Origin of the sequence: Nostoc favosum CHAB5714 (assembly GCF_020829495.1) — a bacterium.
GTDB lineage: Bacteria > Cyanobacteriota > Cyanobacteriia > Cyanobacteriales > Nostocaceae > Nostoc > Nostoc favosum.
In genome coordinates, this window is the sequence record NZ_JAIVFQ010000005.1 from 19,150 (window position 1) to 32,450 (window position 13,301).

Annotated in this window: 13 protein-coding genes; 5 read left to right on the forward strand and 8 right to left on the reverse strand. The window is 40.6% G+C overall.

The genetic code is table 11. The annotated features are described in order from the left end of the window. Positions 1–270: 270 nt before the first annotated feature. The gene (locus LC586_RS05535) at positions 271–1,185 is read right to left on the reverse strand and encodes a Tll0287-like domain-containing protein (protein ID WP_229483545.1); all 915 of its coding nucleotides are present in this window, start codon (positions 1,183–1,185) and stop codon (positions 271–273) included. A 178-nt stretch (positions 1,186–1,363) separates the two neighbouring features. Here LC586_RS05535 and LC586_RS05540 point away from each other — a divergent pair, with 178 nt between their 5' ends. After that, positions 1,364–2,218: a phosphate/phosphite/phosphonate ABC transporter substrate-binding protein gene (locus LC586_RS05540; RefSeq protein ID WP_229483546.1), complete on the forward strand. Its 855-nt coding sequence runs from the start codon at positions 1,364–1,366 to the stop codon at positions 2,216–2,218. A gap of 34 nt (positions 2,219–2,252) precedes the next feature. Here LC586_RS05540 and tnpA read toward each other — a convergent pair whose 3' ends face one another. Beyond that, on the reverse strand, positions 2,253–2,648 hold the full coding sequence (gene tnpA / locus LC586_RS05545) for an IS200/IS605 family transposase (RefSeq protein ID WP_229483547.1): 396 nt from the start codon (positions 2,646–2,648) through the stop codon (positions 2,253–2,255). 29 nt (positions 2,649–2,677) lie between these two features. Here tnpA and LC586_RS05550 point away from each other — a divergent pair, with 29 nt between their 5' ends. Next, positions 2,678–3,892 (forward strand): RNA-guided endonuclease InsQ/TnpB family protein, encoded by a 1,215-nt coding sequence (locus LC586_RS05550; RefSeq protein ID WP_229483548.1) that lies wholly within the window; start codon positions 2,678–2,680, stop codon positions 3,890–3,892. A 51-nt stretch (positions 3,893–3,943) separates the two neighbouring features. On the opposite strand, the gene LC586_RS05555 is transcribed toward LC586_RS05550, so the two are convergent. From LC586_RS05555 to LC586_RS05570, 4 genes are all read right to left on the reverse strand, one after another. Then, positions 3,944–4,714 (reverse strand): hypothetical protein, encoded by a 771-nt coding sequence (locus tag LC586_RS05555; protein WP_229483549.1) that lies wholly within the window; start codon positions 4,712–4,714, stop codon positions 3,944–3,946. A gap of 539 nt (positions 4,715–5,253) precedes the next feature. After that, positions 5,254–7,986 (reverse strand): GAF domain-containing sensor histidine kinase, encoded by a 2,733-nt coding sequence (locus tag LC586_RS05560; RefSeq protein ID WP_229483550.1) that lies wholly within the window; start codon positions 7,984–7,986, stop codon positions 5,254–5,256. An 850-nt stretch (positions 7,987–8,836) separates the two neighbouring features. Beyond that, positions 8,837–9,307 (reverse strand): N-glycosidase, encoded by a 471-nt coding sequence (locus tag LC586_RS05565; RefSeq protein ID WP_229483551.1) that lies wholly within the window; start codon positions 9,305–9,307, stop codon positions 8,837–8,839. A gap of 141 nt (positions 9,308–9,448) precedes the next feature. After that, on the reverse strand, positions 9,449–9,655 hold the full coding sequence (locus LC586_RS05570; protein ID WP_229483552.1) for a hypothetical protein: 207 nt from the start codon (positions 9,653–9,655) through the stop codon (positions 9,449–9,451). Positions 9,656–10,185: 530 nt separating this feature from the next. Between LC586_RS05570 and LC586_RS05575 the strand changes: the two genes are divergently transcribed. Then, complete coding sequence (locus LC586_RS05575) at positions 10,186–10,614, forward strand: hypothetical protein (RefSeq protein ID WP_229483553.1); 429 nt, start codon at positions 10,186–10,188, stop codon at positions 10,612–10,614. A gap of 376 nt (positions 10,615–10,990) precedes the next feature. Here the strand turns inward: LC586_RS05575 and LC586_RS05580 are convergent, their stop codons facing one another. After that, on the reverse strand, positions 10,991–11,476 hold the full coding sequence (locus tag LC586_RS05580; RefSeq protein ID WP_229483730.1) for a gluconokinase: 486 nt from the start codon (positions 11,474–11,476) through the stop codon (positions 10,991–10,993). 476 nt (positions 11,477–11,952) lie between these two features. Further along, entirely contained in the window at positions 11,953–12,129 is a 177-nt protein-coding gene (locus tag LC586_RS05585; protein WP_229483554.1) for a hypothetical protein, read from the reverse strand. A gap of 326 nt (positions 12,130–12,455) precedes the next feature. Here LC586_RS05585 and LC586_RS05590 point away from each other — a divergent pair, with 326 nt between their 5' ends. Both LC586_RS05590 and LC586_RS05595 read left to right on the forward strand, forming a co-directional pair. Beyond that, entirely contained in the window at positions 12,456–12,800 is a 345-nt protein-coding gene (locus LC586_RS05590) for a fasciclin domain-containing protein (RefSeq protein ID WP_229483555.1), read from the forward strand. Beyond that, complete coding sequence (locus LC586_RS05595; protein ID WP_229483556.1) at positions 12,800–13,237, forward strand: response regulator; 438 nt, start codon at positions 12,800–12,802, stop codon at positions 13,235–13,237. Before LC586_RS05590 ends, LC586_RS05595 begins: the two co-directional genes overlap by 1 nt. Positions 13,238–13,301 lie beyond the last annotated feature (64 nt).

A 13,301-nucleotide genomic window follows, 5' to 3' on the forward strand; every position in this document is an offset into this window, starting at 1 on the left:
TTTGCGTCCTTTGCGGTTCGTTTTTCTTTCTTCTTTTTTCTTTTTTGTATTTATATATGGTTTAGCGCATCTTCATACAGAATTGGTATAAGGTTAAAAACCATATCTTTCGTAAGGGCACAGCATTGCTGTGCCCCTACAGCATGGTCTATTTACGATCGCAGAATAATTAAGAAAAGCCTGAAAACTTCCTCAAGATAGGTAATGCACATCACAACGTATTTGTACAGTGCGTAAGTCCTAATAAAATAAAATCCAAAATGTATGTTTTTAATTCTGGTTATTTAACATTTCCATAGCTATTTTTAAACTAGCTTTCATGCGATTAAATGCTTCTGCTAATCCGCCAATTTCATCATTAGAACTTTCTTCAAAATCATCACTCATCTCACCAATGCTAACTTTTTGAGCTATTTTCTCCATTCTTCTGATGCGCTGAATTACATATTTTTTGATTAAGAAGTTAATTAATAAAATTACGATCACAAAGATCGTAATTAAAAGTCCCATTATCAATATCCAAGCTCGTTTGGCATTAGCAAAAATATCTTGAGAAGGAACAGAGACCATTTGAGCAGAAACAATCTGATTAAGTTGCCAGCCAAAACCATTTTCCGAGCCATAAGTTGCCAACTGACTTTTAGGAGCCTGATCTGGTATAGAATGACATCGCAGACATTTTTCTTGTGTAATCTTGAATGGTCGCGCAATGTAAAATACTTCGTGTTCTGACAAGGTACGAAAGCCAGTAATTTCTAGAGTCTTGGGTTCGTTGCGAAAACGCTCTACAAGTTGAGTTTCAAAACTATCGGCTTTATCTGCTAAATTAGTTGGATTAAGTGTTGCATCTTTATAAAAAAAGTTTCTATATTCCGGGTTTTTACGAAAATTTTCAAAAACCTCTTTAGAGGAAAAAGTTGGTATTACTTCAGGCATGAACGTTGGGTTAGTATCTAGTCTAGGTTCCAATAGGGGAACTATACTATTTTGTGTATAGTTTCTAACTGCGTTCACCATTTGGATAAGAATCTCTGCTTGGGAAGCCACTTCATTTTGCGCCCTTCCCTGAAGTACACTGGATAAGGCAACGCCACTACCCAAAATACTGATTATGAACACTAATATTAAAATTAAGTTAAATTTAGCACCTATTTTTAAGTTTTTTAACGTAATTTTGTTTAACATAACCTAACCAACGAAGGCGGTATCTGAGTTTGTCTAATATTTATTTATACCTGTTAGAAACCATCTCAACAATATTTAAATAAATATTAATTTTTTGCTGCAATATTACCTACTTAGGCAGCAGTCAAACTTATCTAAATTAGTCTTGACCAAGTTATTTCCTTAAGCATAATTAGTGATGTTTTTGCGATTTCCCCGTCGTTTATTTCTGTTTAATCTGCTAGGTTTGACGTTTGCCGCCTGCCGATCACCACGGGAGTTTGAGGGCACATTAACTATTGGTGTGATCAATTATGGTGGAGGCGAACAAATAATTAACCAATATGCTAAATTTAATAATTACTTGGGCGAGAAGACAAATGCATTAATTCAGCTAGAGCCTGCTTTTAATGAAAACAAAGCGGTTGAGCGCCTTGAGGCTCGTGCTTGGTCGTTGGCATTTGCCTCACCAGGTTTAGCAGCGATCGCAATCGCACGTCACCAATATGTTCCCCTATTTCCTTTAATAGGTATTAGTAATTTGCGTTCAATCTTCGTTGTTCGCAAAGACAATCCAATATCCGACTTAAAACAGCTACAAGGTCAAACAATCGCTTTAGGTCAGTTAGGTTCAGCTACAGGATATTATTTCCCACTTTACAATCTTTTTGGTATAACACTAGCACAGATTCTATTTGCACCCACACCCAAAGCCGCGCTGGAATTAGTCGCTGAGGGAAAAGCGATCGCCTGTGCTGTCTCGGAGGCTGAATTGAGTCTCTACGGTTCACAGTTGGGGTCAACCCAATTCCGCATCCTATTTAAAGACCCTCACTATGTACCATTAGGCGTGGTCTTGATTGGGCCTAATGTAGAACGTAACCGTCAAGAGTTCATCCGTAAAGTAATGAACGATGCGCCTTCAAATTTAGCTCAAGAAGTAGGTTATGTACCCAATGGACAAGTACCAGATTATAAATACATGATTTCTGTGGTTGATCGGGTGAGTTCTATTACTTCCAAGCTGCAAAGTAAACCTGTTCGTTTATTTTGATTGACCAAAAGAATGGGATTCAAGCCTCGCCCTTCTAGGGCGAATTTTGATTCTTAATATACTCCTTCAATACTTCAATAGGTGCGCCACCCACGGAACAGGCAAAATACGAAGGACTCCAAAGATGCTCTGTATGGGGGGAATCTGTGAACTGTTTGCGATAGATCCTTGAAGATACACCCTTGAGGTGGTTCACCAGTTGAGATACAGAATATTTTGGTGGGTACTCAACCAGTAAGTGAACGTGGTCGCCTTCCCCGTTAACCTCAAGAATACTAAAATCCATCTTTTTTGCTAGCTGAAAGAATGATTGAATCAGCACCTCTAGTCGCTGGGCATCAAATATCTTTTTACGGTACTTGGTAACGAAGACCAAATGAGACTTAAGCGATGTAACGCTGTGTTTACCTCGTCTATATTCTTTGTTCATAGTAGTAGACCAAATGATATAATTTTACTATGAAAGCACGTTATCGTTACCGAATCTATCCGACTGATGCCCAGCAATTACTATTGAGCAAGTTGTTTGGGTGCGTTCGCGTGGTGTGGAACGATGCACTTGCTCATTGCTTGGCTGAATATCAAACAGGTAATAAGAAGCCGAGCGGTACAGACTTACAAAAGCTGTTCATCACTCAAGCCAAGAAAACAGTTGAGAGAGTTTGGCTGTCTGAAGTCTCAAATATCCCCTTGCAGCAGTCCTTAAACGATTTAGAGCAGGCATACCAAAACTTCTTTAAGTCATGCAAGAAAGAGCGCAAAGGTAAACCTGTCCGACCTCCCAAATTTAAAAAGCGTCGAGCCGCTCAGTCTGCTCGTTTTCGCAAGGGTGGTTTTAAAGTGTGCCAAGCATCGGTCTATCTTGCCAAGATTGGGCAGATAGAAATTGTTTGGTCAAGGGCATTGTCTGCCGAGGCATCGTCTGTAACTGTCAACAGAGATGCAGCAGGGCGGTATTTTGTGAGCTTTGTAGTAGAAATTCAGCCGTCGCCCCTACCACAATTAGATAATGCTGTTGGTGTGGACTTAGGTATAACAACCTTTGCTACCCTCAGCACTGGCGAGAAAGTAGACGCGCCAAAACCATTGAAGAAGCGTATTGGAAGGCTGCGCCGACTTAGCAAAAATCTGTCTCGCAAAAAAAGAGGGTCAAACAGGTACGAAGTAGCTCGTAAGCGCAAGGCGAAACTACAAGCCAAACTCAAGGATACTAGAACAGACTTCTTGCACAAGCTATCAACTAGGTTAATTCGTGAGAATCAAACGATTATCTTAGAAGATTTAAACGTCTCAGGAATGCTCAAAAACCGAAAGCTATCCAGAGCTATTAGTGATTTAGGGTGGAGGCAGTTTAGAACATTCTTGGAAGGAAAAGCCGAAAAGTACGAGCGCGAATTCCGTGTCATCAGTAGATGGGAGCCAACAAGCCAAACTTGTTCGTGTTGCGGATTTAGAGGCGGTAAACTCGACCTCTCAATCCGTGAATGGATTTGCTTAAATTGCGAATCTACTCACGACAGGGACGTGAACGCCGCAGTTAACATTAAAGTTGCCGGAGGACATTCGGAAACTCAAAACGGACGTGGAGGAAAGCGTCAGACTATCGCAAAGATAGCAGCATCCTGTGAAGCGTCAACCCGCCAGGAATTCATTCAGCTAAGTCTGTTTGATTAGATTGGAATCCTCACGCCTTCAGGCTGAGGAGGATGTCAAATCACGGATTGCTCAAAAAAACAAGTTGAATCGTGCTAGTTGGTTTTGAAGCGTTCCTGTAAGGATTTTATTTAGTTCTATAGTGTCTTGGAATTGCAAAATTTGCTGTGTCGGTAAGTCGAAGGGAAATTGCCCTTCAAAGTCTGGGCGTTGCATGTGCGCTAGTAAAATTTGTTCAGACCGCTTACTTTGGATAGCATAGCCAATCTCAATACAGACATTCGGGCTAGGAATTACTTGGAGAGTTTCTTTACCGTCAATACTAGCAATGGGCGTGGTGTCAGCGATAAATAACAAACTCTTACGGATCTTTCGCATGATAGTCCGGTTAATCCGTACAGTAGCACCGTTGGGACGAGAGGATTCTACTAATGTTAGGGGAAGGCGCGATCGCTTGTTTAAACTATCCAAACTTTTTCGCAGTTCTTCTCTTAGAACATTCGTGGCTGCGGCGTACTCTGTTTGATACGATAAAAAAATTGTTGGTTCTAACTGAGCCAACAGCGCCTGTTTGGTAAAATAGATTTCATGGCTAATTAAGTCAATGTTGGCGACACAATAGCCACCACTACCTTCAATATAAAATTCAATATTTTCCCCTTCCAGATAGCGTCCAAACCAAGTTGATTTCTTAACTTCGTCGCTTTCTTCTAAAAAGTCTGCTCGCAATGCTGATCTGAGCAAGCTTTTTTTGCTTAAGCGAATGTCTGGCGGACGTTTTTCCAGTTCTGGAATCGGCTCATAATCCTGTATATACCACGCTCTGAGCGCAATAATTGACATAAGGCGCTATTTAAACTATTCACTCTTTAACTTCGGATAATCTTACACCAAGAGGAGTCCCTATCTCAGACTTCTCTTTAAACACAACAACACCCAAACCTCTACTCCCTGAACTATCTCCTCTCATTGTTTATCATAGCCAGGGATGTACTAACTTTCATCGCTTGTCTAAACAAGTTATGAAAACCAGTTACAGCGCCCCCTAATCTTCCATATTTGAGGAAATAGCAGTTTTCGCGTTGGGTGTTGCTGTGTTTTGACGAGACAGATTTAAGTTCAACAGCGTCTTTTACCTCTTACTACATTCCAAATGCAGCTGTTATATCTGCCAGGGAAGCTTTCTTAGCTTCAATTATTAGATTATCACTTCTGGATGGGAGGGATTTTGTTTGCAACTAAACTTTACTATTAGTCATTTGTCATTTGTCATTTGTCATTAGTCTAAGTTGGGGTTTAAATTTCCGTCTGAAATGTCTAAAATGTTTGAATTTTGAATTTTGAATTTTGAATTTTGAATTATTTTAATGATTCCTCTACCTTTAGCGATCTATTTTGGCTGGTGGCTTGACGGGAATTTCAATCCAGAACTCTGTACCTTTGCCAGGTTCTGAAATGCACTCCATTATTCCACCATGTTTTTCGACAATAATCTGATAGCTGATTGCCAATCCTAGTCCTGTACCCTTACCCACAGGTTTGGTAGTGTAAAACGGGTCAAAAATCCGCTTTTTCACCTCTTCAGTCATCCCAGACCCATTGTCACAAATACGAATTAATAGACGAGAGTCGTCTGCTGAGACTCTAGTCGAAATGTGGATCGTGGGTATTAGGTATTGGGCATTCTCTTTGTCCTTCTTACCCCCATTCCCCATTCCCAGAGCATCTATGGCATTGCTGAAGATATTCATGAATACCTGATTCATTTGACCGGCATAGCATTCTACTCGTGGTATGTTGCCATAGTCTTTAATGACCTCAATGCCTGGGAATTCACCATTTCCTTTCAGTCGGTGTTGCAAAATTAACAAGGTGTTGTCAATGCCTTCATGCAGGTCAACACGCTTGTTTTCAGCCTCATCCAAGCGGGAAAAACTGCGTAACGACAGCACTATTGAGCGGATGCGATCGCTTCCTACTTGCATTGAAGTCATGATTTTCGGGAGGTCTTCTACCAAAAATTCAAAATCCATTGCTTTGATAGCGGCGCTAATTTCACTATGAGGGTGGGGATAGTGTAACTGGTAGAGACGTAAAATTTCTAGTAATTGTTCAGTGTAATTACTGGCGTGGCACAGGTTTCCGTAGATAAAGTTAACAGGGTTGTTGATTTCGTGGGCGACACCCGCCACTAACTGTCCTAAACCGGACATTTTTTCGGTGTGAATCAATCTTGTCTGTGTTTCTTGGAGTTCATGTAGGGTATGCTCTAACTGGGCAGCTTGATTTCTGGCTTCAGTTTCAGCATTACAGGTTTGTTCGTAGAGTTGTGCTTGTTGAATAGCGATCGCAGCCTGATCTCCTAGCTGTTGCAATAAATCAATTTCTGCATCCTGCCAATCTCTGGGAGTCTCACACTCATGGACTATTAGTAACCCCCATACTTCCAGACCTATATTAATCGGAACTATTAAGGTTGCTTGCACTTGCAGACTCTGCAAAAACTCTCGATGACAATCCTTTAAAGAAGCTGTCGAAACGTTGTTAATTACCCGGACTCTGCCCTGACTATATAGATAGCTATACTGATCAGGAAAGCAATCGGGTGGTGCATTCATTCCTAAAACTGACTGCCAATTGCCATTAATCTCTTCTACAATCACCGATTTCCTCTTCAGTTCAAAAATCACCACCCGGTCTGAGTTTAGCAGGGCACGGACTTCTCGAACGATGGATTGCAGAGTTGTCTGCAAGTCTAATGTGCTGCGAATATGCTCTGTGACTTGCTTGAGTACTTTGGTAAACAGTAATGATTTTTCGAGTTCATAAGTTTGCTCTTGCACCCGCAGTTCTAGGTTGGCATTCAGGGTTTGTACCTGTTTAAACATTTGCTGCTGCTGAATTGCCATTGAGAAATGATAGTACAAGGCTTGCGCTAACGAGATGTCTTCCGGTTTCCACTCAGCTGATTGCCCCTTTTTTTGCTCTCGCCAAAGCTCAAAGGAAAGCTGGGGTAACATTTGCCGCCGATTTTGTTCACATCGTCCCGCCCACAAGATTTCCGTTTCAAATTCACAGCGAAAAATGCTTAATACACCGATAAATTTTTCCCGGTAATGTAGGGGAATCACCATAAGTCCGCGAATTTGAGTTGAACGGAATGCTAAAGCCAAAACTCGCAAATGTGGTTCTTTATAGAGGTCAGATGTTGCCCAAATATTACCTTGTTTAGACTCAGCCATCCAGTTTTGCCAGATGGGATGCTCTTCGATAATATTGTTATCTAACTCGTAGGGGAGTGTCGGTTGGTCGCCCCAGGTGTATAGTTCCTGACTCTGTTCAATGTAAAGCCTGCCACCTGTTCCATTGAAGGCAGTAATAACTTCTTCTAGCGCCCCCTGCAATTGGACTGTCGGCAGTTTATGTAATAGTGTGGTCACTCGGTTAATAGTAGCTTCTCGCTCTTGCTTGGTGCGAGCTGCGGTGAGAAGATTGCTTTGAGCGATTGCGATCGCAACTTGGTCAGCTACTTGCTGCAATACTTTTAGTTCCCGCTTTGAAATTTTTCGCGGTTTACTGTGATGAGATACCAACAATCCCCACAATTTAGGCTTTGCCGATTGTTCTTGTGGATCGCAATCTACAATTGGTACTATCAACGAAGACTGCACACCCATTGCCTTTAAGTATTGAATATGGCACGGGTCTACCTGCCGATAGTGGATATTAGTTCGTAGAAGTTTGCCAGTTTCTTTTGACTGTAGAGGCGATAACCCGATCTTCCCATTTGCCACATCCACAATCGAACGTTGCTGCGCTAAGAGAAACATCTCCCTAGCTTTTTGTGGAATATCATCAGCAGGGAAGCGCTGCCCCAATAAGGATGGCAGACGCTGCTCATGGATAGATTCAGCAATGACTTCACCACTACCATCGGTATCAAAACGATACACCTTTACCCGATCTGCACCCAAAAATAAACGCACTTGGCTAACGGTAGTCGTTAATATCTCTTGGAGGTCGAGCGATCGCCTGATCTGGTTTATCATCTGGTGCAGTAAACTTTCTTGGTCTAAGCTTTGCTGCAACCCGTTTGGTTTATCGGTAAATGTCATTGTCTATGTACACCATGACTGAAGTATAATTTTTTTATAATTGTCACTGATAAGAATTTTCAACTTAACAATGCCTTGATTTTCATCCCATTTCCCAAAATTCCTGCTACAAATGCGTTTGCTCTGGGCGTGCATCTGTTGCAAATATCTTTGAAAATGGATCAGAGGATATTTGAAAAGTATTAGATATTTTGCTTGATCCTTCTAACCCTTCTAAAGTTGATTTAGGGAGATATCAAACTTGCTATATCATTAAATACTTTCAAAAAATCCTTTCAAGTCGAAAGTTAAGAAAATTTTAATCATTTACACCTATTAATCTTATATTCTCAATCATTAAACTATTTCAGTAATGTTACTTAATTTATTGACTTTAAAAGTGCGTTAAATAATTCGTAATTTGTAATGACGCTCGTTCCTCGCTACCGCTACGCTAACGTAATTTGTAATTAAGTTTTGTAATGGGGATTTAACCCCAACACAAAACAAAATTTTTATTGAACCGGGGGACTTAAACTCACGGAACTAGTTAAATTAAAAATATTTTTTTACCCTTTTTACCCACTAGTACAGCACGGCGTAAATAAACATACAATTTCAAATGGCGCAAAAGCTTGGAATACAATTATGCGTGACACTTCGACTCCTTTCGACTGCGCTCAAGGCAAGTCGCTCAGTGTTAACTTTTGACTTTTGCCTTGCGGTACTAGCCCATTAATTTAACTAATTAAAAGTTTTTCACATAAATAACTAAATTATTGGCAACTTTTTCAAAGGTTTTTGGCTGGGGAATTTTACTATTCCCCGTCGAATTACTGATTTTATGTTGAATGTAACTATTTTGATGAAGTTATTCGTAAGTTACCGTTAAGGATAGTAAATTACGGATTTCTTCACGCACACTCATGAGAGTTTTACCGAGATGGTTAAGACCTGCTCTATTAGCACCACAGCCCCAAAAAGAATCCGTTGGGGAGTTTTCAACCAAAATCTCATCGCCTGTCTTCAGAAGAACTTCTCTAATATCAATATGAGTGATAAACTTTTTGAGTACAGCTTCTCGCATAATTTCAGTTTTGACCAAATCCCAGTCTCGACGGAGTTGGCGAGTGCTACATCTTCCCAATGCGGCAGCTTCTTCTGGGGTTGCGGCAGCATGGATGAGGGGTATAATAACCGCATCTATGCTGCCAACAAATTTTTGGGCTTGATAATAATGCTCAACCGTTGGCCAGTAAGTACCCTGGATGTGGATTCCGTGGGGAGAAAAGTTAGAAAAACAGCCATAAGGCTGCCAAACCTTATAAAAGTAAATGGTCATTTGAAAATTGCTCTTTTATATATTCAATTTCAGGGTAGCTGAAAGATCGCACTCGCAACCCAAAATCGAGCTTATCAAACAGATTTTCTCTCGGTTCATATCACTGGGGATTCTTCCCAACGACTTTTGACACTCCCCGCGCTAAAGGGACGGGGATTCTACATTCATAGACTCGCCGTTAGACGACTGCTGTTGAGATAACAAACGAGAATTAATGAGACTTAAATCAGTTTTATCATACCGTAGATAGTAACCGATTGTGTTGTAAGTTAATGAGCATTTAAGTTTCATAAAACCAGGGCTGAAGCCGGCCCAAAGCATAGCGATCGCTCTGATTGGTAACTGCATCGCAAAAATAGCTCAAGTCGATTTCAATAAGCATTTAGGCATATTGCTTTCTTATTTTGCCTAAATGCTTTCTCATTTCAGTAGATTCAGCAAGCAAACCCCAGTTTGTTTAATCATTTTGTCTAAATGCTTTCTCATTTCAGTAGATTCAGCAAGCAAACCCCAGTTTGCTTACTCATTTTGTCTAAATGCTTTCTCATTTCAGTAGATTCAGCAAGCAAACCCCAGTTTGCTTACTCATTTTGTCTAAATGCTTTCTCATTTCAGTAAATCAAGCACTTATGACACAATACGGTTCAGTTAAGGCTTAAATATTAGTCAAAGTCAATTTTTTTAACGAACCGCAAAGGACGCAAAGAACGCAAAGGAAGAGAAGAAAGAAATGCTTAACTGAACTGTATTGACTTATGACAACGATCGCTATGTAGCAAAAACCATTGCAGATTTCCCGGAATTCTCTCAGGCTGTTTGATACTGAAGTTATTTAAGGTAAAGAATATCAACCGTACTATATTACAAGGTGTACTATCATGGCTCGTAGAAAAAGAAGCTCTCCGGTGTTACAAAAAGCAGTGCTTCGTGCAGCTGGCATGAACTCAATTGCTCCAAATTTAGATGTGGGCAATGGACTTACCCTACCTGCCTTCTCAACTCTCATCGAGACAATGCGAGCTAAAGAAAATGCATACAATAGTGCCCTTTCCAACCTGGATAAGTTGTACAGTGAAATGCTCCAAACAGAGAGCGAGTTGGGAGATATGACAGAGCATATGCTGATGGGAGTTGGTACTCGATATGGCAAAAGCAGTGTAGAGTATGGCATGGCGGGAGGAGTTCCTAAGACTCAGCGCCGTAAGGGACTGCGAGGCAATTCGCCAACTCCCAGTTCACAGCAACCGTCATTCGTTGCTATTCACTCTAGCAACGGAAATGGAAAGAAATCAGTAGCAACAAGTTAAGGTGAGTGCCGACACTGCCAGAGTGAAGTAGGAAGTAAACACCAAAGCTATCTATAATCTTTTTCGCAAGAGTTGGGTTTAGGTAGCTTTGGGTAAGTTTTATATAACGGAAACGGAAAGGGAGGAGCAACGAAAAATTAAGCTTTTTGCTCCCCTCTCCGTGTCGGAGAGGGGCTGGGGGAGAGGTCATATCATGTCCGCTTGATTACTTATTAAACCCGAAGAACCCCACCCCGCCAAAGCTATGCTTTGTCTCCCCTCCCCGCTCTTCGGGAGGGGTTGGGGGTGGGGTGTAATGACTGTGGTTAGCGTAACTATTTATGCGGACGTGATATCAAATAAGACTTGTCGAACTCACCTTAATCTTCCGGTTGTACTAAATTTCCAAAGCCGTTCTAATATTTTGGACAATCACCTGGGGTGGTTGTGCAATATCCATAGATATGGTATTAAATGGTTCTTCAAGAGTATAAAACTGGCTGTTGAGGAGTTTTTCGCTCATGTAATGATTGCTACGCTCTTGCAACCGCATTTGAATCAACTCATAAGACCCTTTGAGGTAAACTAGCTTGATGCGTTCGCTATCCAATACCAAAAATTGCCGATAGCTGTCTTTTAGAGCAGAACACGCCAGCACCACATTTTTATTTTCTTGCAGCCAATGTTTTATGGCTGTTTGCAAATCTTGCAACCAAGGCATCCTGTCAGCTTCACTCAGAGGGATACCCCGCCGCATTTTCTCAACATTCTCTGGTGAGTGGAAAGCGTCAGCATCGCTAAACTCCCATTCTAACGACTCTGCTAACAGTTTTCCTATAGTGGTTTTGCCAGAACCCGATACACCCATTAGGATAATAATCATTGACTGCTTAATCATATTTTTCTTAAGAAAAGTTAAGTTATTGAAATGGAGGCAGAATTCAAGACTCCTTGCAAAATGTAAGTTGTATTAAACCAGTTATCAGTTATCAGTTATCAGTTATCAGTCCTGAAAGCGTATGGTGGGGGATAAAGAAGCGCCACCAACGCCTGACACCTGTAGGTGGGGGACTTAAACGAGTGAGATAATGCGGATACTTGATAACTGTTCAGTGTTCACTGTTCACTGTTAAAATCTCTTGACAAATGAGACGGGAAGTAGGGAGTAGTGTAGTTCAATTACTTGAAAAGCTCTGTGATAAATAACCACAATTAATATTTGTATCAACCTGAAAGTGAAATGGTATAAGTAAGTGGGTCAAATTAAATATAAAACCTCACCCTGCCTCCGGCTTCCCTCTTTGAACTCACGGAGAGGGATTGAGGGTGAGGTTTTATCTTATGTTTAATTACGCCTACCTACTTAAGCCGTTCCAAGGATGAATTATCCAGAGGTTCGATATCATCCTCGAAACCGAAGTCGCAAGTGCAAATTTCATGAGAGAGACTGCGCTCATCTATAAGAACCAAGTATCTATTGTTGAAAGTTGTTTTAAATACTACTGAACGATATAAAAACTCTACTCCTTTAGACATAATTAATAATTGTTAGCAGTAGTTACCGGGCATCAAAATAATTTGAATATTTTTTATCAGAAAAATTTTTGCTAAATTTATACAAAATATACAACTTATACACTATCTAAAACATCAGCTTTAACAATAGGATGCTAAAGTAAAAATTGTTAACAAAAATTATTTTTAAGGATCAAAGAAATAGTTGATATTGGCGATGCTGCCATGAAAGCTAGTGTCGTTAGGGCAATACGCCTGGCTTTGTGAAAAATTGCTTTGTTGGGTTAAGCAAAGTAGAAAAATTGTAGGTTGGGTTAAGCAAAGCGCAACCCAACAAAGCCCCGGAAATGTTGGGTTTCGTTCCTCAACCCAACCTACACAGTTTAAGGTTTTTAGCGTTAACTGAACTGTATTGGTCGTTAGGGGAACTACAAAAAATAAATTATCCGATTTTTGGAATCAAAACGACTTTTGCTCTCCCTGCTCCCTGCCCTAAAAGCAATGGGATATTTTTGGAAGTTCCTAGTATCCTAATTGCTGCAATTCAAGCTGCTAAGGGAGTAGAGAATTTCAAAGGTAATAGCCCGTTCATGCCTACTGATGAGACATTTATTGAACTTCAAGCAAGCACAATAAATGTACTGCTTAAGGACATTCTAAAGCTCAATAAAACCTCAATTTTGAAACTTTGATGCATATAAATAATAAATTTCCTACTAATCCTTCATTTATACAAGGGCTACGAGTACTCCTTGTAGATAATGATGTCAATTTCTGCAATTCGTTGACGCCGATGTTGCAATCCTATGGTGTGAAGGTGCAAGCAGCATTTTTAGGACAAGCTCTGGAAATATTTGTGCAATGGCAACCTGATATCCTCTTGAATGGTATTTCCTCACCAAAGGAGGATGGCTATGCTCTGATTCACCAAGTGCGAACACTTACCGGAGAACGAGGCAAAGCAGTGCCAGCGATCGCTTTGACAGGCGCTGTAACTGAAGATATGTATCAACGTGCTCTCTTAGCTGGGTTTAGTCTATGCGTTGCTAAACCCGTAGTTATTGATGATTTTGTTGCTGTACTTGGCATTTTAGCAATTGCTAATAATCCTCATCTTTACGCTAACTAGCTTTAATTAACTCCTGTCCGTGGGTTTAAGTCCCCCGGTTCAATAAAAAGCAAGTTTTGTGTTG